Here is a 21,137-nt window from a genome sequence, read left to right as displayed (position 1 = left end):
TGCGTTCCCGGCACCGGATGTGGAAAAGAACACCTGTGCGCGGCAGCACGCCCCGGCTGGGCCGGCCCGCCCGCGCTCCCCTATAGACTTCAAGGCGTGACTACTGCATTCGATCTTTCCGAGTCCTTCAAGGCCTACGACGTCCGGGGCATCGTGGGCGAGACCATTACTCCGCAGATCGTGAAGGCCGTCGGCGCCGCATTCGTCGATGTGCTTGAGCTCGCCGGCGAAACCATCGTGGTCGGCGGCGACATGCGCCAGTCCTCCCCCGAATTCATCAAGGACTTCGCTGCGGGGGCCACTGCCCGCGGCGGATACGTCCTGGTGGTGGACCTGATCTCCACCGACGAGCTCTACTACGCCTGCGGCTCCCTGAACGCTGCCGGTGTCACCTTCACCGCCAGCCACAACCCGGCCCAGTACAACGGCATCAAGATGGCCAAGGCCGGAGCAGTCCCCATCTCCTCCGAGACCGGGCTGAAGGAAATCCAGAAGGCTGCGGAACGGTACCTGGACGACGGCGTGATCCCGTCCGTGGAGAAGCCCGGGCTGATCAGTGTCCGCGATGTGCTGGGCGACTACGCCGCCTACCTGCGCGAACTCGTGGACCTGCGCGGCATCCGCCCGCTGAAGGTAGTAGTCGATGCCGGCAACGGCATGGCCGGGCTCACCACCCCCGCCGTGCTGGGCGATTCCCTGCTGCCCGGGCTGCCCCTGGACATCATCCCCCTCTATTTCGAACTGGACGGCTCGTTCCCCAACCACCCGGCGAACCCGCTGGAACCGGAGAACCTGCGCGACCTGCAGGCCGCCGTCGTCGAACACGGAGCAGACCTGGGCCTGGCCTTCGACGGCGATGCCGACCGCTGCTTCGTCATCGACGAACTGGGCGCACCGGTGAGCCCCTCGGCGATCACCGCACTGGTGGCGCGGCGCGAAATTGCCCGAGCCCAGGCAGCCGGTGAAGAGGTCCCCGTCATCATCCACAACCTGATCACTTCCCGTGCCGTACCCGAACTGGTCGAAGCTTCCGGCGGCCGTGCCGTCCGCACCCGGGTTGGCCACTCCTTCATCAAGGCGCTCATGGCCTCCGAGGGCGCGGTCTTCGGCGGGGAACACTCCGCGCACTACTACTTCCGCGATTTCTACAACGCCGACACCGGCATGCTTGCGGCCATGCATGTCCTGGCCGCCCTGGGCGAGCAGGAACTTCCGCTCTCGGACCTCGCCCGCGAGTACGAACCGTATTTCTCCTCCGGCGAGATCAACTCCAAGCTCGACGACGTGCAGGCGGCCGTAGACCGCGTCCGTGCCGAATTCGAGCGGCCGGGCGTCACCGTTGACTCCCTCGACGGATTGACTTTCACCTCGGATGACGGACAGTGGTGGTTCAACCTCCGCGCGTCCAACACAGAACCCTTCCTCCGGCTCAACGCCGAGGCAGAGGACCTCTCCACCATGGAACAGGTCCGCGACCGTGTCCTTGAACTAGTTAGGAAATGAGCTCATGGCTGACGTAGAACTGGCTGGCGGAGAACCGTCCGCCCAGGTACAGGATGACCTGAACTCCCTGCTGGGCACCGCCCTCGGTGTCACACAGGAACAGCTCGAAGCGCAGGGCGCCTTCCTGCCCGCCGCACTGGTGGTGCAGAACGACGGCGAACTCCGCATGGTGGCCGTCTCTCCCGAGGAGAGCGATGAAGACCTGGATGCAGAGGCCATGATCGATGACCTCTATACCGTCCTGGAGGAGCAGAAGGACCAGAACCGCGCCGTCGCTGTTTTCTCCGACATCACGCTGCCTGACGAGGGCACAGACGCCATCCACGTGGTAGCCGAGCACTCCGAAGGAGTCTGCATCTCCGCGATCCAGGCCTACTCCGAGCAGGACGGCGTATGGACCTTCAGCGACCCCATCTGGGAGTCCGGAGAGCCGATCGTCTGGGCTGCCGGCGAGGAAGCGCCCGCTGAGTCCTAGACAGGGCAGAACTTAAGAGGACCAGGCCCGCACTCACTGAGTGTGAACTGCTCCCCCGAAAGCTGGACTGGCCAAATAAGATCCTAAGCCGCGAGGGCCTGGGCACGGTATTGCACCGGGCTCAGGCCCTTGAGCTTTGTCGAGATGCGTTCATTGTTGTACCTGTTTGAGCTGGGTTGGGGGTCCGAGTCGGGCTACCGCTGCCTCACGCTGTTCCTCCGATAACGAACTTCTGCCATGCGTAGAACTGCTCCCCGAGTGTGAACTGATTTCTCAGTCCAACTTTCGGGGAGCAGTTCACTATCCGGCGGGGGTTCTTCTTTTCAAGCTACCGCTCGATACCGTCGATAATCACATGGATGGACGTATCCGGGAGTTCCAGGATGTGCTCACCTGGAACGAATGTATCGAGGTTTTGCAGCTGCTCCTGCAGCTGCTGTGTGGCGTCGGGGTCGGCGGTAACCACCTCGACCACTTCGATGTCAGTGTTCACCGGCAGGTACATGTAGACCCCTCCGGCTTCCTCCTTGATCTCCACGTTCGAGGTGTAGTCCTCGCCCGCGATCTCGTAGGTGCGAGTGCCGTCCCCGGCGCCGAGGCCGGCCCAGACCGCCCCACCAACGACCAGGGCCAGCATCCCGATGAGGGACCCGCGGACCCAGACGCGGGAGGAAGCATGAGACCGGCGGGCCCGGCGGCCCCGCCGGGCCGAGGGGGTTTCACCCTCGGCCTCAGCGGCGGCTACCGGCGTGGTTTCTTCGTGCGCAGTCTTCATACTCGCTCCTCCTGCATCTCTTCCTCTTCCTTCTTGCGGCGACGGGCTGCAGCTAGGAGCAGGATGCCCAGGACACCGGCACCCAGTGCGCCGAGGAGGAGCAGGCCGAAGCCCTTAGCCCCGGTGAACGCCAGTCCACCCTCGACCGGAACCAGCACGAACGGGAAGTCCAGATCCAGATCGTCGGTGAGCGCCAGTCCACCCTCGACCGGAACCAGCACGAACGGGAAGTCCAGATCCAGATCGTCGGTGAGCGAGGTGACCACGATGTTGCCGTCCTCGGCGACCTCCGTGATGAAGGCCTCCAGGGTCGTCGCCTCGTTGTCGAACTGCAGGGTGGTAACGCTGTCAGCGGTGCTGAGGCGGTAGCCGTCAGGCATCACCATCGTGGTGCGGTACTCGCGCGGCTTCATGAAGCCGGCGTGATCCTCGTCGTAGTGAGTCGGGCTCACCTCGAACCCGTAGTAGCCGAGCTCATCGGTGACCTTGACCGAGTCGCCGTTTACGTCCTCGGCGATAACCCACTTGCCGCCGACCTTCTCCCAGAGGGTGACCTCGCGGTCAGCCATGCGGTCTTCGTTGCCGTTGTACGTGCCGTCCTCGTTGGCATCCACCCACGCGACGCCGCCGATGGTGACCGAGTCTGGATAGGTGGTGACACCGATATCCATCTGAACATCGTCGCGCATCGTGGTCGGAACCGAGACCCCGTTCTCGTGATCGATGATCGAGAAAACGTTCGTCACGCCGGTCAGCTGGAAACCGAACTCTGCAGCTTCCGTGATCATGTCGCTGTCGATGAGCTTGTCCCCGCCCACGTTCAGCGGCGACCACAGCTGGTTGCCCAGGCGTTCGGCGGTCACACGGTATTCGCGTGCCTGCATGAACTCAGGGTGGCTCTCGTCGAAGTGCATTGGCTCAACCACGAAGCGGTAGTCGCCGTTCTCGTCGGTCACGTCGGTGACGCCCTTCGAGTCACCGGCCTTGACCCACGCGCCATCCACGAGCTCCCACAGGACCACGGTCTGGCCGGCGAGAACTTTCTCGCCTTCCTCACGCAGGCCATTGGCATTCGCGTCGTCCCACATCTTGCCGCCGATGACGACCCCGGGCTCAACGAGACCCAGGTCAACATCATCGTGCGTCAGTGCTTCACGGGTGTCCACGGGCAGGAACTGACCCTCGACGGGCTCGGCCAGCGTGTAGACATCCGATAGCGCGGTGAAGGTGCCATTACGGCCGGTCTCAACGAAGTCGCTGTCGGTTTCGTCAGCGCCCTGGTTGTGCTTGGTGATCGCGAGCCACAGCGGGACCTCGGTCACAACCACGCGGTACTGGTTAGCAGCACCGGCTGCGTCGTTGTAGATCGGCAGACCCTCGAAGCGGTACTTGTTCACACCGGTCTGAGCTGCAACGTCGGTCCAGTCGGCGCCGTTGGTGCTGACCTGCAGAGTCGCGGTGAAGCGCTCTGCTGCCAGGCCGTCGCCAGCCTTCTGACCATCAGCCTTCCCGTCGATGAACACTTCACCGGCGATAACGCCGGTTGCGTGCTCCATCACACCGAGGTCGATGGTCACGTTGTCCACTGCACGCAGGAACTGACCGTCCTGAACAGCCAGCGCGATCAGGTTGTCCAGACCGCCCTTCGCGTTCATGGTGCCGTTGAGGAAGAAGTCGGAATCAACCTCGCGGTCACCCCCCTCGCGCGACGGAGCGAACGTGTAACCGGCCGGCAGACCGTCCACGATCACCTGGTAGGCGTACGCCGTACCCGTCTCAGCGTCACCCGCGAAGGCCGGAACCTCGTGGAAGTAGTAGAGGCCGTCAGCCTGCGAGGTGGTGGTCATGACGAAGCCGTCATTCTTCACCCACTGGCCGTCAACGTTCTCGTACTGCTCGAGCTTCAGCTCCTGGCCCTCGAGACCGGGCTCGCCGGTCTCCTGGATGCCGTTGCGGTTCTTGTCGTCCCACACGAGGTTTCCGATGACACCGGTGTTGCGGTAGGTGTAGAACCCGGCGTTCACTGCCATGCGGTCAGCGAACTTGGTCTCGTAGAGGTTCTTCAGATCGAAGGAGAACAGGTTCGTACGAACCGCGGCGTCGTCTCCGGTGCCGCGGAGCGTCACGTCATTGTCATCAACACGGGTGAACGGGTTCTCCGCGTGCGTAATCGGCGTGACAGGCAGTGTCTTGTCGTAGCTGCCACCGGGGTGAACAACCTCGACGTAGAACTGGCCGGGGCGTGCGAGGACGGGGAAGGTGTATTGACCATTGGTGTCCGAGAAGGTAGTCATCTCTTTGCCGTTCGCATGAAGCACTACGGTGCCGTCAGCGTTCTTCAGGGTGACCTTGTATTTCTCCAGGCGATCCTCGTCGGACTGCATCAGGCCGTCACGGTTCTTGTCGTTCCACACAGTTCCGCCAAAGTCGAACAGGTGGCCAACACCGAGGTCGAAGCCCATACGGGTGTCGTCCGCAGTCTCCTGTGTGACCGTACGTACGTCGGTCACTGCAACGAGTGCAGAAGCATCGTGTGCAACCTGCACGTCTGCAGCCTTACTCGGGAGGAACGTGGTCACGTCCGCACCGGAGATCATCTTCTGCGTGGTCACCGAGTAGCCGTCGTACGCCTTCGGCATCTCGAACATCACGCGGTAGTTACCGGGGGTGATGTTGGAGAACACGTAGTAACCGTTCCAGCCGTTGATGTCGGTACGGGTGGTGGTCACCACCGGGCCGTCAGATTCCGTCTTCTGGCCAATCTCGTCAACGAAGACCTCACCGGTTGCATCGTCAACGACGAGCCACTGGTTGCCGACCTTCTTGATCGGGTTACCGAGGTAGTCGACGTGGCGACCGTTCGGGCTGAGGAGGGTGACCTTGACCTGGTTGATACCCGCATCGTCGATGTCGCCGTCAAAGTCGATGTCCTTGGCAGGCTTCAGCAGTTCGCGGCCGTTCACATCGGTGATGATCTCGCCCTCGTTCTGCTCGGCGTCGAAGTTGGCGTCGTGCCAGACGTAGTTGCCGATCGAGACCTTGTCGGCCTTCTCGGTCACGAAGGTGCCGGCGTTGTTCGACTCCTGGGGCTTGAAGTTCTCCTTGAGCTGGGTCGCAGCGAACGAGTTCCACTGAGCCACGTCATCAGGCTTGGCGTCGGTGTCCCAGGTCTCCAGGAACGCGGGTGCGTTCAGCGGAGTGCTCATGCCGTACGACAGGGTGAGCTTGCTCTGACCGGGCAGAGTCTCGCCTGCGTTGTTGAACAGCATCAGCAGCGACTGGGCCTTACCCAGCAGCGACGGGTCTGCAGCAACAGCGGCCTTGAAGTCAGCCAGCGAGACAAAGTGCTTGTCACGCTCGGCCGAGGCAGCTCCGCCCACACCCATGGAGTCGTAGAACTCCTGGGTGCTGACCACACTTGCCGGCAGCAGCTCAGCCTCAACGACCTTGCCGCCCTGCCTGGTGAACGGACCCACGTACATCGTGTAATCACGTGCACCGTAGGTCTTGTTCAGACCGCCCTCTGCGGTCAGCTTGAAGCTGTCCAGGTTCAGGATCGACGAACCGTGCGAGTTGCGCGCCACACTCTCGTTCATCACAGCGTGGTCGCCGTCGTAAGGCAGCACGTCGTAGATGATCGGGAACGGGTACGGGGTCTCGCCCTTCTCCTTCGTGTTGTCGATCGTCAGGGTGTAGTTGAAGTCCCCGCCTTCACGAACAGGCGTGATCCGCGGGTGTGCGGTTCCGGCGCGGTTCAGGTCAGAGTAGGCGACCTTTCGCTTGCCGAAATTGTCGTACACCTCGTACTCGAAGAGGGTTCGGTCGGTGAAGACCAGGCGGTCGTTCCGCAGGTTGTTGGCATCGAGGTCGTTGCGGTCAGTCTCGTAACCGAGCGTGTTCGAAGCATTCCAATCCGAGTTGAGCGGCTGCACGAGGCCGGTGTTGTTGGTCGTGTAGACGCGCGACTTGGTGTCCTCGCTCGTTGCACCCGGGGTGTAGGTGTCGATGAGGCCGATGAAGTCGATCACGATCTTGTCACCGGGCAGCACCTGGCCCTCGAACCAGATGGTTACGACGTTGCGGTCCATGCCGTCCCAGTCACCGGCGTGGATACGCTTGTGAATAAGGTTCGATTCGGACTGCTTGACGGTGCCGTCTGCGGCCACGATCTTCCAGGTCCACTTGAATGCATCAGACTCACGGTTTGCCGTGGCGTTCTTCTGCAGCGGGCCCTTGGAACGGTGAGCGTCATTCAGCGGGTTCGTTTCGTCCACCTTGTCGGCGGGCACGTAGACCCAATCGTCTTCACCGCGAACGGTCATCACGCGAGGCAGCTCAAACGTCACCTTGGGGTCGATGAGCATGTCCTCGGCGTAGGTGATCGACTCTTCCTCGTTCCACATGGTGTCGTCGGCGTTCACGACCTCACCGCGGAACTTCAGGTGGGAAGACGACGACGGGTTGATGGCCATGTTGTCCGACCATCCCCAGCGCTGATCTTCAGGCTTGGCTCCGTCGTAGCGGTAGTAGAGAGCGTCGTGGAAGACGTTCACCACCGGACGAGCGGGCGTGAGGTAGGAGCGGTTCTGGTCATCATCCAGTTTCGCCATTGCGTCTGCGACGTAGTTACCCCACAGCTCAACGGTGTCGTAGATGAACATCGTCTGCTTCTCATCCGAGGATGCACGCATGTTGATCTTGATCGCAGCGTCGGTGACGCCGGCGCCGAAGCTGGTGACACCCTTGTTCTCGGGGTCAGTCTCCGTCACGTCCTGGTTGCCGGCCTTGTCCGCGTCGGCATCAACTGCCAGGCGGGTACCGGTGGGCACCAGGTAGTCAGCGTCGATCGAGCGAACTACTACACGAACCTGACGGAGGTCGCGAACGAGGTCCGGGTCCACTGCGATGGTCTTGTTCTCGTAGATGCTCTGCTTGCCGAGCGAGACCCACTCATCGGTCGCGTAACCGGTTGCAGGGTCAACGTGTGAGACGAACACCTCGGACTCGAACACCTGGTCAACGGTCTTACCGTTGCTCTGGATGTGGGCAACGACATCAGCGGGGATCTCCCACTTACCGCTGGACACAGACAGCACTGCAGTGTCGATCCAGTACTTCGTCACAGGGTGGTTCGGATCATTGGATTCCGGCGCCGGCAGGTTGCTGTCGATGGCCATCTCCCGCAGGCCCGAGCCGGTGTTCTTGGCGTGGGTCACCAGGTACTCGATCGTGTCCGACGAGTTGAAGTACGGGTCACCGATGGAGCCGTTGGTGTATTCCATACGCGGACGCGTGGTGTTGACGCGCACCTCACCCTTGGGCTTTGCAACCTCGAAGGAAGCATCGTTCTGTGCCAGGAAGCTACCCACCTTGCCGTTACCGTCCATGTCGCCGGTGACGAGAGTTTCGGTCACGAGCTTCGCGTAACGGACGGGCGCAAGCGGCTGCACGACGAAGTCGTCCTTGCTTGCACCCTCGGGCAGAAGGGTCAGATCGTCCGAGATGAGCGAGATGTAGGTGTCGACCTTGAAGTCCTCAGCCGTCCACTTACCGCCCTCGGCCTCGTCATCACGGAAGCCGTCAACCAGCCTGTACTCCTGCAGCAGCGTGAAGCGCTGATCCGACTCGAGGCGACCCGCAGCCGTATCGGCGTCGGGTGCCGGCGGCGTCACGATCCAGCGAACCACCTGGCGCTCAGACCAACCCTTGATGCGCTCGTCCTCAGTCACTGCCTTCACCGTGTAGCCGGCAGCTTCGAACGCCTTGCGGTCCATGATCGTGTTACCGACCTTGATGCGCACATCCCCGGTCTTCTCCGCGAACGATGACACGTAGGAGGTGAAGATGAAGCGCGAGTTGTGCACGGTGCCGGTGCTCAGCATCCGGCTGTAGTCGCTGCCTGCACTGTCCGGCTTGTTGTACGCCTCGGTCGAGACCCAGAACTTCGCAGCGGCACCCAGCAGGGTGACCTCGTTCGATGCTGCGTCAGCGTAGGGGCCGATCTTGGTCTCGTTCACCACGGACGGGAAGCGCATCACGATACGCGTTCCGCCGTAGGCGCCGTAGTTGGTTGCCGACTCCTGAACCGTCTCGGGGAGCAGGGTCGAGCCTGCAACCTTCCACGAACCACTGACATGCAGGGGCACCTCGGTGTCCCGCTTGTAGGTCTTCGTCTCCGAGATCAGCGATTCGGTGATGCGGTTCACACCGTTGGTACCGATGCTGTCCAGACGGCCGGCGTCAGCGCTGGGGTTCTGCACGTACGAACCGGTCTTGTACATACCCGAGACGATCGGCTCGAAGATGTCGGCCTCCGAGTTGGCGAAGGTCATAATCTCCTGGAACTTCGTCTCGTCGGAAAGGGACTCGTCCGTGCCGTAAGGAGGCATGTCGATCACCGTGGCGCGGGGCGACACAGTCAGGGACTGGCCGTACTTGATGGTGTGCAGGATCTGCTGAGCCTCGGGGGTGTCCTTCGCGGTGAAGTGCAGCACGAAGCGTTCGCCCTGCTCGCTCTTGACGCGCTCGACGCGCAGGTTCAGGTGCTCGGCCACATCGACCGCAGGCGTCGTGCTGTTGTAAGCCACGTCGCTGATGTGAGCGGTGAACGCCACATGCTGCTGGTTCTCCACCTTGCCCGTGTAGCGAGCAATGGTGCCGTCCTCGAGGATCGGGACGATACCGAACGGCATCGACACGGTCACGGTCGGCTCAAACCACGAACCGCGGGCACCGCCCTTGGTCTGGGGTTGATGAGTCAGCTCGCCGAGGCGGTTGCCCGAAGTGCCGTGGTAGTCCTTCTGAGTCTCGATCTGCTGGTTCTCCACGGTTGCGTGGATGGTCAGCTTCTCGTGGAGATCAGTCGTGAAGTCCTGCACCGTCGAGTGGTATCCCGTGAGGTAGCTGTCCTTCGAGATGTCGTTCCACACGCGCAGCGCCGGCTTACGCATGACCATCTGGTCACCCGTCACCAGCGCCGGCTTCTGGTCGGTCACGGTGGCGGTCGCCTGTGCATTCAGGCCACGGATGTACATGCCGTGAGGCTCGAACGAAGAGTAACTCGTATACCCGCTGGTGCCCCAGTGATACCAGCTGAGGTCCGCCAGGTCGATGCCGGGCTTGATGCCGTCGTTCGGCCAGGTGTTCGGGTTGTAAACGTTCGGGTCCTTGTGCAGAGCGCCGTATTCCTTGCTGTACAGCGCCAGGTACTCTTCGGCCGCGATGGTGCTGACGGTGAGCTGGTCGAACCAGTAGCGCTGCGAGCCGTTGAGGACGAGGGCCTGCTCGTCGACGCGAACCTTCACATCGACGTACTGGTACTTCGCCTTCTCGGTCGTGGCTGCGGCGTTGAACATGCCGTTCAGCGCACCTGCGACCTTGATGCGGAGCACGTAGGGCACCTCGTTCTCGATGGTGGTGCCATCTGCGTCGAGCTTCTTGAAGGTGCCGGCTTCCTGGTTCTGACGCGGAGCACGGTAGCCCTTGTCGTCCTCGGGCGTCTGCAGGACATCGTAGGTATGGGCGATCGTGTTGCCGAAGCCGTCGAATGCGGTGATCCCGATGAGGTTGCCGTCCTCATCGAACGGGTTGAACCCGATCGGCAGGATCTCGGTGTACTCGATGCCGCTTTCGATCGCACGGTCACCCAGGTTCGCTGCGTGCAGACGGGCGGTGACGATCTCGTCCAGCTCAACTGCGTAGCTGTAGTTGTCAGCGGTGTACTCCGTCACGCTCACCGGCGCCCGAAGGTCCCCGTCGTGCTCGATGAAGTTCGCGTCTGAGACACCCGATGCGGTCGTGCGCTGCACCTTGGGGAGCAGTTCGCTGGCGCCGTAGAGCCATGCACGCTTCAGCTGCAGGTTGTCGTGCGACCACAGGATGCGCTCGTCGTGCGTGACGACACCATCGTTCACCCGGGCCGGCTGCAGGTACGCAGAGATGTCACTCTGCTCACCGCTGCCAATACCTTCGTACAGCTTGTTCCCAGACTCCTCGCGCAGGTACACCCGGTCAGCGACCTGGCTGTTCGCCGATGCATCGTAGTAGGTGTCATGGGTGTCCGACCGGCCGTCCTGAACACGGCGCTCACGAGAGTCACCCGAGACCCACGAGCTGGACTGTGCCAGGAACTCAGCAGGAGTCTGCTCGAAGCTGCGCGTACCGCTGAAGCCGGCGTCGTGCAGCAAGGCCGCCATGTCCATGTCGTACGTATGGGCGCTCTGTGAGATCGGGTCTTCGTTGCCGTACCAGCCGAGGAACGGTGCGAACACCGGACGTCCGTCTTCGTAGGTCGCGTACGGCAGCTTCTCCTCGCGGATCTTCGCGTCGTACATGACCTCGATGCGCTCACCGCGGCCGAGGTCGCGTGCGAACTCGTAGGTGAACAGCTGGAACTTCACGTCAGCGGCGGGGTTTGCACCCTGGTCGGTGGGCTCGGTTGCCGAGATCTTGCCAGAGCGGTCCACCTGGACACCACCCGCAAGGGGAATGTCGGTGAACTTCTGGTTTCCGCCCACATCCTTACCCGAGATCGATTTCACGGTGACGCTTGGAAGATCGTAGTCAGCGATCTCGTTACCGTCGATGTCGTAATGCTTGATCACGAGCTTGCCGGCAGCCACAGCTGCAGCCACGTCGAGCTCACCATCGGTGACGAACTTGTCGAGCGAGTTGACGATGTACTCGGGCACCTTGTCGTAGATGACCGGATCATTAACGGGAGCCTTACCGAGACCGGTGTTGGTCGAGGCGGGGGTGTTCTCGTTACGAGCGGTCAGCTTCAGGAACACGTCATCACCGGCGAGGTAGTTGACCTTACCCACCTTGGTGTTGTCGTACGGTGTACCGGCTTCCGGCTTCGTGTCGAACGACTGCAGGTTGAACTCAACCTGGGGCAGACCCTTCCAGATGACGACCGAGTCAGTCTCAGCAGCCTCGTACAGAGCCACTGCGGGGTTTCCGTCAGTAGCGCCGTCGTGGTGCGTCAGGTCGATCTCCACACTCGAAGTGATGGTCGAGCTCTTGGTCGACTCGCCACCGTAGTTCTGCCACCAACCGGTGCCGACGATCTCGAACGACGGAACAGTGAAGTCCTTACGGTCTTCACCGTCGCCGACGTAACCGGGCACGATGCCGTAGTCAACGCGGATGCTGTTGATGTCCCTCAGCTCGTGCTTGTCAGCATCGAACTCCACGTACTCGCCGCCGACGAGAACCGTCAGCTTGGGTGCGGGGAAGCCATCCGCGTGGGTCGGCTTCGGCAGTTCGGTGAGCTCGAACCCGCGGGCACGGGTATCGAAGGTCACGTCAACAACCATGTGGGTGTTGTGGTGACGGAGCTGGTTGCTCATCTTGTCGACGGTGATCGTCATCGGAGTCCCCGAAAGGCTCTCCGCGTCGAAGTTCGTTTCGATGTCGATGGTGGTCGGGTTCGCGTACGTGTACGTCGCAGCCAGACCAGCGCTGTCCTCGCCAAAACCGTCCTGGTTGTAGTCAGCCTCGCTTCCGGAGGACTCGCTCACACCGTTGCCTGAGACAGCGGAGTGGTTGAAGTTCTCCAGGTGGTGCTGGATGCCCGGGGTGGCGTAGGCGCGGATGGTGACCGACTTATTCTGCGTTGCCGCGAGGTCATCGCTGTAGTCGTTGATCGCCTCGTACTCAACGAACACCCACACCGACTCCTGCTTGGGCAGAGTCAGGTTGAACTGAACAGAGCGAGACTTCTCCTGGTCGTTGGTGTCCAGGAAGGTGAAGTTGCTGTCCTTGAGGTCGTAGCTGGTGCGACCCAGTGCGGCAATCGCGTCATGCAAACCCTGTGCCGAGTCCTTGGTGACAACCTCGATACCGGTGATCTTCATACCCTGGGGCGCGGTGAAGTGTGCCGACGGGTCGAACATCGCATTGCGGTTCTCAGCATCGACTGCAGCCGAGTTACGGATCTCGTAGAGCACCTTGGCGGTGTCCTGTACAACCATGTCCGTGGTTGCGACCTGCTCCTTGGTGTCAGCGTCGTAGGGGAAACCACCCTTTGCCAGGGTGAAGTCCTCGTTCAGCTGCGCGCCGCGGAACTGCATATCCACCGTGCGGTGGTGCACCGTGGGGGCGTTGCTGATCGAACCCTTGCTGAGGTCAGGGTGGCTACCGGCGTTGCCGCTGTTGGCAGCATTCGCCCACAGGCCCTGCGGGGTAACGAAATCCGTACCGTGAACCGAGAACGAACCGGTGCGGTGCGTCCCGGCGGTGACACGTTCGCCGTCGCCGCGACCTGCGGGCTTGGAGTCCCACTCCTTGCGCTCCCCCGTCCAACCGTCGATCGCCTCGTCAACCCAGTCACCGGTAATGGTGATGTAGTCGCCATCGATCATGCGCTTGGGCAGAACCTTCTCAGTCTCAAGCTCCTGGGCGAGCGAGCCCCACATGCGGACACCGGGCTTGGCGGCCGCGAAGTCAACACTCACCTTGGTGATGCGTCGAACGTCGAGCGTGGACTCCCCGCCGGCGTCCACCTTGAGCGTGGTTGCCTCCAGGATGTCAGCGTCGAACAGTGCGTCCACGTCGAGGACGTAGTCGGTGCCTTCGAGCTTGAACTCGCCGAGATCGAGAACAACGTCGCCGCCGGGCTGGCTGATGGTGACCTTCTTGGCCTCCCAGTCACCGCCCTTGAAGACGGCTACCGGGATGCGGATCTCCTGTGCACGGTAGGCGCTGTCCAGGTTCACATCCATGGTGAACGCGGTGATGTCAGCTTCCGAGTTGTTCGTCATACCTGCGTACAGGGTCGACGTGTTCGGGGTGATGCCGTCGGTTCCGTAGTCATACAGCGAGAGCTTGTCGAACTCGAGGTCCATGGCTGCGCCGAGCTTCGGGGTGTAGCCGGCGAGAACACCGGTACTGGTGCTCACGAGCTTGCGCTCACTGTCGTTGGGCTCACGGAACAGCTCGGTCTTACCGGTCAGGTCCTTGTTGCCGTTGACGATACCGCCGACGCGCACGTCGATCTCGTTCAGGTTCGCGCCCAGCGTGTCCTTCTGGACACCCTGCAGCTCAGCGGTGTTGTCACCGAAGCCGTCGATCTCTTCGAATACAGCCTCGAAGTTGGTCGGGTACACGCCCTCGCCGAGTGAGACCTCGTAGAGGCCGGCGCTGACCTTGTGGAAGCCAACAGGCTTTTCGCTGTTGTACTTCACCACGAACGAACCGTGTGCGATGAACTCAGCACGCTCCGGCTCGTCCAGCTCGATGTTCACCTTGGTGTCACCCGCGGTGTTGATCGTCAGCCCCGTGAGGTACTTCAGGGTGCTGGTGTTCTCGAACGTGATGTGCGTTGGATCCAGGTTGAAGTCAGCGTCCTTGTCAGGGGTCGCCGGGTAGGTGAACTTGTACGCCAGCTTGTCGTGGAACGTGGCCAGACCCTGGTTGTAGTAGCTCATCATCCACTCGTCCGATTCGGTGTGGACCGGGACGTTGATGTCTGCGCCGTGCGGCCAGTGGTAGCCGCCGTAGTACTGGTTCGCGACGTTCCAGACGCTTGCGAGGTAGTTGCCCTCGGTGCCCATCGTGACGACCTTGCGCTGCAGCGAAACTGCATCCTGCGCACCGGTCTCGGCCTGGGCGAACGGGTAGTGCACCAGCGAGTACACCGGGGTCGGGATGTGGCCGCGCTTGATCGGGTACTTCTTGCCGATGGTGTCTTCCACTTTGGCGGTGGTTGCCTTCTTGCCCTCTTCCGAGGTCTCGAAGAAGCGGCCCATGTACTCGATCACGCGGCTGGTGGTGCCCGAGAGCTCAGGCACAGAAGCCAGGTCCTTGCGCTCGAACTTCAGCGACACAGAGACACGGCTGACCGGCTGGTCAGGAACCACGTTGTCCGCGAAGGGAGCCTTGTAGTACGGGTGGTTCGCCTCGTCAGTCGAAGCCTTGGTTTCGAACAGTGCAGCGCCATCCACGCCCTGGTGGGCAGTGTTGATGCGCCAGTACTTGGCGCCCTCAGTGGTGTTCTCCACCCAGTCCGAAGCGGGAACAGTCTTCCACAGCTGCTCCTCACCATCGACCATGCGGAAGATCTGCACGTCCTGGATGTAGGGCTTCAGGTCTTCGCGGATCTTGACGTAGTAGGTGTCGAACTGCTCGTGGGGCAGGTTCACGTCAATGACCGTCGTTTGGTCGTTGTTGTTGTTGTCGCCACCGGGACGGTACATCGAGGTAGCGAAACCGCCCAGGGTCTTGTAACCCTGATCCAGTGTGTAGTCGGTCATCGTGCAGCTGTAGTAGCCACACGAGCGCTGACGGTCGACCCACTGATCGTAGGTGCTGCCTGCACCCGCGGACTGGGTGACCTGATTCACGCCTTCGATCTCAACCGTGGTGCGGGTCTCTGCAACCTCGATGCGGTGCGTCGCGGAAACCGTCTTGTTCGCGACATACGGGTCCTGAGGGGTGCCCTCGAATTTGGCCAGCAGGCGCTGGCTCGCACCCATGTCCAGCTCGGAGTCATAGTCGATCGTCACAACGGGGATAGCTGCGCCGATGTTCAGGTTCTTGCCCGAGATCACGATCTTCGCGATGTTGTCGAGCGTGATGTCCTTGTAGTCGACCTCAGGAGTGGTGAACTTCTGCTCGTTGCCCTCATCGTCCACGAACGTGATGGCGATGTCGGTGCCGGCTGCCAGAAACTCCTCGCTCAGCTTGAGCTTGTTGTCGATCAGGATGCCGCTGGAGTCCGTAGGCTCAGCGGGCATCTTTGAGGGTTCTGCTTCGGTGATCGTGTAGGTGAACTCAGGTGCGTTCACACCGCCGGTGCTGAGACGGTACTCAGCGCTCACGGGAACCTCGTACGGAATGTACGTGGGGTCGTTCGTGCGGCGGTCACCGTAGATACCGACGATCGATGTGCTCGGGTTCAGGTCAGCAGGAAGCTGGATGCGGATGTGACCGGTCGAAGTAGAAGTGCTGGACTTGTTGAACGGTGCCGGCTGGTGGGTCTCCGTCTTCACGGAAACGGTGTGCGAGGTCTTCAGACCTGCAGACACCTTGCCGACCACGTCAATGAAGTTCTGTGCACCGTTGGTGTGGAATTCACCCGTCTCAACGACGATCTTGGCGAAACCTTCGGGGAGGGCAACCTCAATCGCCTGCGTGAGATCCTTGCCCGCCAGGTCGACCGGAATCTCCGTGCCGTCCAGGGTAACGATCTTGATGCGCACGTCTTCTGCGCTCGAGAAGAGTTCAGGCTTGATGACGAGCTTGGCGTCCTTGATGGCTTCCAGAGTGGTGGTGTTCACCGTAATGGTGGTCTCGGAAGTCTCGGCCTCGTTGTTGTTCGTGCCGAAATTGAAGCCAAGGGTGGCTTCCTTGTCCCACGCCACCGTCTGCGGGTAGGTGCTGTTGGTGCTGCCGTTGCCGTTGATGGTGACGCCGGTGCTCGGGATGACCTCGGTGGGGAGGATGACACGGAACGAAGCGTCACGCTTGACCGTGTGGGGAACTTCCGCGTAGGTGGTTTCCTGCGTGTAGTCCTCGTTGTTCGCGTACTTCTCAAGGTAGGTGGTCACCGCGGGGAAGGTCATCGTCTTGACCTCCATTGCTGTGCCGTGCACCTGAATCGCGAAGGGGACGCTCTGGCCGGGGTTGATGCGGCCTGCGAAGTCCTCGAAGTAGAACTTCTTGTCCCAGTTCTTGCCCTGCAGCTCAGACACGTCAAAGACGGCCTTCATCTTGCCCGGGTTCTCCGGGTCAACGACAGCGTTGACCTTGAGCTCACGGGTGATGTTGACCAGTTCCTTCCGGTCGTTCTCGTAGCTGTACTGGTAGCGCAGCGTAGCGTTCTCAAACCTCTCGGCATCTGCCTCGTCAAAGAGGTACACAACCTCGTTAACGTCAAAGTTCTCGACCGAGGTGTATTCGATCGAGGGGTTCCAAACCGGTGCGTTGCTGGTGTTCTTGAAGCCTGCAAGCTCGGTGTAGGTGTCCGTCCCGTAGACGGCTTCAGCCTTCTCCGGCTTGTGGGTGAAGTCGAACCCATAGGAGGGGTTCAGCACCTCGCGCACAGCGGTCTTGGTCTTGGTCCAGTTGGTGCTCTCACCCAGGACGATGTTGGTGATCGCGTCAACGTAGAAGTTGGTCGGGATGTTGGGGAATCCCTGGCGGCTCATGGGAAGCGAAACCATGTAGATGCGCTCGGTGCCCGGCTTGACCTGCTGGCGGTTCTCACCGTTCTGGCGGTCGAGGGTGATCATGCCGGCACCGGTGTAGATGTAGGGCAGCGGGTCACCGAGACCGGTCGCGCCGTCCCAGGTGGGGCTGTAGATGTCGGTGATGTCGTAGATGAGCACACCGCCCTTACCGGGGACACCAATGAACTGACCTTCGGTGTAGTCAGCGTCATCGTTGAAGGTGGGTTCTCCACCGGGGTTGTACGACCAGCGGTTGATATCGGCGGGGATGATGCCGTTGATGTTGTCGGTCGTGTCGATGTCGAAGTTGACCGAGTACGCCTCAATGTTCGAGGCAGGGTTCGTAGAGGTGTTCTGCAGCTTGTAGATGTAGTCGAAGTACTGGAAGCGATCCCACATCGGCACAGAGGTCGATCCGCCGTTCGCCGTAAACGCGGTGAACTGCGGCTCCCACTGAAGGTCCGTAGCGATGACCTGGACGTGGGAATCAACGTCGTCGCGGCCAAGGGTCTCCCAACCCTCGCCTTCGCCGTTGTACTGCTCGTAGGTTACGTAACCGTGCACGTCGAACGCGGTTCCCTCAGGGACACCGCCGAATGGACCATCAGTGCCGTCGTTGTAGGTGCTGAGGAACAGGTCAAACGCAGGGTTCACACCGGCTTCAAGATCACCGATGTACTCAAGAACGATCTTGCCGCCCTGGGAGACAGTGCCGTTGGGAGTGGCCCAGCCACCGCCGGCGCTGACGCGGCCCTGGAGACCCATAGCCGTGGGCGCTGCATCGCGATCCACGATCTTCCAACCACCGTTGCCGTCCTGCTCCAGGGAGGGCATGAACAGAGTCACGGTTACCTTGCTTGTGGCACCAGTCGAGTAACTGGGTACGAGTCGGTAGTTCAGACGCGCTTCTTGCGCGGACGTCATGATGATCGACTTCGACGTGAGGTAACCGGGTGCGCCCTCTACGACCGTACCGTTGAGGGTTATCGAGGGTGATTCCCCGGTGTCTGCAGCCGCCAGGTCACTTGTGGTGACCACGTCTGTCGCTGCAATGGTTATGGCGAGCAAACCCGCCATTATTCCAGTCAGGAGCCGTGTGAGCTTCACGAATGGCCTTCCCATAATCGGCGCAAGACGAAATGCGCCCAAGTAACTTGATGACTCAAATCTATCGTCTTTAGGCGAAAAACTGCTGATTTATGAGTAAAAACGTGTGGTCATACCGTAAACTGGCGGTGCCGATTAGACCAATGACCCGCCGGAGGCGTATAGGCGAACCATCAACCCCAACATCGCCACAGCAGTGGCTTCACTCGGCATCACCGTCATGGCTCTAACCGGGCGTTCTTCCGCCGCGACGGAGTAGCGAACCTCCAGAGCAAAGAACCCGCAGCCACGCCGGCTGCGAGGCTCTGCCTTCCGGGCGGGCTCCTAGAGCTTGCATCCCAGGACACGCTCCTGAATGAACAGCAGCTCGTGCTCAGCGTGTTCAAGATCCAGCAGATATGAGACGTTCTTAAGCGGGTTCATGATCCCGGCATAACCGATGCCATCCACCCACGGAAGCCCTGCCCGCTGCGCCATGCAGTACTGCATGAGGAGCTCAAGCACCCGCGACTCCCTCGGCTTCTCGGTGCTGGCCCTGGACCGGCTAAAGAAACCAACGCTGCCGCTTTTTTCACCTCGCCGGCGAGACCCCGGCACCCTGCTGAGCCTCGTACCAGGCAACAATGCCTCTCCTGCCGCGCACCTCGAGCTTCTTGGCGATGCGCGCCACGGAGCTCTCCACGGTTCGCACCGAGACAGACAGCTGATCCGCGATCTCCTTGTTGCTCGCACCCGTAACAACCTCACGGATGAAATCCCACTCACGGTCGCTCACGCGCACACCCAGAAAACGGCGGTGGGAGCGCAGCTGGAACACGGCCGGAACCCGCCGCTTCAAATCTCGGACACGGACCTCAAGCTCCGCAGCCTCAGCATCACCTTCTGCTGCCGGCTGGAAGTCCAGCACATTCTCGAGCGTCGACATCGTCCATCCAGGGAGCCCCATCGCCTCAAGCTCGTCAGCCAGTTGAACCAACTTGCTCACATCCCTGTCGACCATCGCAGTGAAGTGCCCCGTATCTACAGCAAGCAGATGACCATCGACCTGGGAGAACCTCTCACGGTCCTGCCCCAGGAGCTCCGGGTGAAACGACACTTCCTGAGAGAAGAGATAGCACTGCACCGCGGCCACGCGGGCACCTCTCGCCCAAAGCCGATCACCAGCGGAACGGAGCAACTGTGCGCTCTCGCTGACCGACCCTTCATGCACCAGAAGCCGAGCGCGAGCAAGATCCCGCTGCTGGTGGAGAAGACCCCCGTCGGCCACCTTCACCTGGTCCATCTCGGCGATATAACGGCGCGCCAAGCCGGTATCATCCCGTACGAGCGCCACGAGAACCGCGGTATTCAAGATCCCTAGCTGGAACACTCCGGGTAGCGCAGTATTACCGACACCAAGAGCGGGGCTCAGTATCTCTTCCAGACCGTCCCAGTCATCGAGATACAGGAGCGCCATACACGCCAGCCAACCGTAGGCCCGCATGATCGATATGTCGAGGCCCTCCACCGCCTGCAGGAACTTCGTCCGCGCAAACTCCGCCACCTCCTGGATACGACCCTCGTAAAGGTCGAGCAGCTTCTCTATAAACTCCATCTGAAGCGGTATCAGCCCCGCCGGTGCAATCGAGATGTCCGCCAGGTTTCTCCTGGCCTCGGATGTACTGCCTCGCACTACGCAAACCATCGCGCGGGCCAGCGCCAGCATGTCGTTGACCACCACGGGAGACCCCTCGGACGAGACCAATAGCCGCTCATAGCCCTCTGGGATCGTCCCGAGCATCGCCTGCAGCTGCACAATCTTGGCTAGAGCGATGCGCCCGCCGTCGTTCTTCTGACCGGCCACTTCGCGAAGAAGTTCGATCGCTGCATCCAGATCACCAACCCGATAGGCCAGCCAGCTCGCCCGCGCTATCAGGTAACCGGCGCCGCTCAATGAAATTGAGGCTCTATCGGGCTCCGGCATGCGCCTCATCACCTCGTCATAATCAGGCTCCGCGGTGCTGTCCCAGAGCAGGGTACCGATATACCTCGCCGCATTCAGCGGCGAAGGGTCTGCTTCCCAGACACGTTGTGCCTCAACCTTTTGGGACCGGGTGTGACCATTGGCCACACTTGCGAAGGTTGAGACCTGGTCCGAAATAGGAGTGATCTCCAACGTCCCAGAAAGAGCAGCCTCAAACCCGTCTTGTGTAGCCATCCACTCCCCAAGACGCACTCGGCGCGACTCTGACATTTCATCCCGCAGAAAGGAGGACAAGACAGGTGGATGCACGACTACGGTTGGCTCTGTCCTGCCGAATATCTTGATGAAACCGCGAGCCTCCAGTTCCTCGATCACCTCCCACTCGGCAACCTCACGTGCAACACGAAGAGGGACACGATCCGCCAGGGAGAACAACCCCAGCATGCCGTGAGCAATGGGGGTTAGACCCGCTAGCAAGGCAGCGAATGAACCCCGAAGTGAAGGATTGTAAAGGTCGCCCGTGCCGCTCCACGCACGCCCACCCTCCCTGATACGCCGCCCTTTCACCGGACCGTCGACAAGAGACATGGCGATGCCGATGTGCCCGCCGGACTGAACAAAGACCTCATTGACCAGCGCTGACGCCACAGGTCCGCCAAGTTTTCTCTCAAGCGCGACCTGCAGCTCATCGAAACGAACCGGGCCCAACTCGACCTCAAAGGAGGGTGAGACCTCTGACTCCGCACCGACGTGGCGGTCCATACGCTTGGATATTGCCACCGGCACACCGGACCTGTGCCGTACGGCCTGAACCACGCCACGCGTCAGGTCATCAAGGTCATCCCAGTCATCGATAAGAATCACCGACTTCCCGGTAACAAGCTCCGCGAGCTGCTCGGCGACAACCGCCAGGGTGACTGATCCGGTCCGGGGTACCCGACCTATCGGGAGTGAGGAGACCTGGAGGGCGGCCAGCGGCTGCGCACTAAGGGCCGAGATACCCCGTATGAACACGGTGTTGAAACCCGCCGCAGCAAGATCCTCATCGAGCTTCTTTAAGAAGGTGCTCCGGCCGCTTCCTTTGGTCCCGACGACCTCAACGTTGATGCCGGCAGACAACTTCGCCAGCGTAACTTGCAGGCT

The 21,137-nt window shown here is 61.3% G+C and carries 6 protein-coding genes and 1 pseudogene; 2 read left to right on the top strand and 5 right to left on the bottom strand.

All coding sequences use genetic code 11. From position 1 onward, the window contains the following. Nucleotides 1-96: 96 nt before the first annotated feature. Both NF551_RS01925 and NF551_RS01920 read left to right on the top strand, forming a co-directional pair. Complete coding sequence (locus tag NF551_RS01925; RefSeq protein ID WP_227896210.1) at nucleotides 97-1,503, top strand: phosphomannomutase/phosphoglucomutase; 1,407 nt, start codon at nucleotides 97-99, stop codon at nucleotides 1,501-1,503. Between the two features lie 4 nt (nucleotides 1,504-1,507). Then, nucleotides 1,508-1,978 carry a hypothetical protein gene (locus tag NF551_RS01920; protein ID WP_227896211.1) on the top strand — a complete coding sequence of 157 codons (471 nt, stop codon included), beginning with the start codon at nucleotides 1,508-1,510 and terminating at the stop codon, nucleotides 1,976-1,978. Between the two features lie 83 nt (nucleotides 1,979-2,061). Here NF551_RS01920 and NF551_RS01915 read toward each other — a convergent pair. From NF551_RS01915 to NF551_RS01895, 5 genes and pseudogenes are all read right to left on the bottom strand, one after another. Continuing rightward, nucleotides 2,062-2,139: pseudogene (locus NF551_RS01915) on the bottom strand (IS3 family transposase); the annotation flags it as partial. Nucleotides 2,140-2,306: 167 nt separating this feature from the next. Then, the gene (locus NF551_RS01910) at nucleotides 2,307-2,753 is read right to left on the bottom strand and encodes a hypothetical protein (RefSeq protein WP_227896212.1); all 447 of its coding nucleotides are present in this window, start codon (nucleotides 2,751-2,753) and stop codon (nucleotides 2,307-2,309) included. Then, nucleotides 2,750-17,992: an SdrD B-like domain-containing protein gene (locus NF551_RS01905; RefSeq protein ID WP_227896213.1), complete on the bottom strand. Its 15,243-nt coding sequence runs from the start codon at nucleotides 17,990-17,992 to the stop codon at nucleotides 2,750-2,752. Before NF551_RS01905 ends, NF551_RS01910 begins: the two co-directional genes overlap by 4 nt. A 363-nt stretch (nucleotides 17,993-18,355) precedes the next feature. Beyond that, complete coding sequence (locus NF551_RS01900) at nucleotides 18,356-18,535, bottom strand: hypothetical protein (protein WP_227896214.1); 180 nt, start codon at nucleotides 18,533-18,535, stop codon at nucleotides 18,356-18,358. 67 nt (nucleotides 18,536-18,602) lie between these two features. Then, entirely contained in the window at nucleotides 18,603-21,113 is a 2,511-nt protein-coding gene (locus NF551_RS01895; RefSeq protein WP_227896215.1) for a helix-turn-helix transcriptional regulator, read from the bottom strand. Nucleotides 21,114-21,137: the final 24 nt, after the last annotated feature.

Source organism: Arthrobacter caoxuetaonis, assembly GCF_023921125.1.
GTDB lineage: Bacteria > Actinomycetota > Actinomycetes > Actinomycetales > Micrococcaceae > Arthrobacter_B > Arthrobacter_B caoxuetaonis.
The sequence above is the reverse complement of the archived record's forward strand: the minus strand, read 5'-3'. Positions and strand labels throughout refer to the sequence as shown.

Coding starts and splice junctions, on each gene's coding strand:
- NF551_RS01920 (WP_227896211.1), top strand. CDS start 1,508: ATGGCTGACGTAGAACTGGCTGGCGGAGAACCGTCCGCCCAGGTACAG.
- NF551_RS01910 (WP_227896212.1), bottom strand. CDS start 2,753: ATGAAGACTGCGCACGAAGAAACCACGCCGGTAGCCGCCGCTGAGGCC.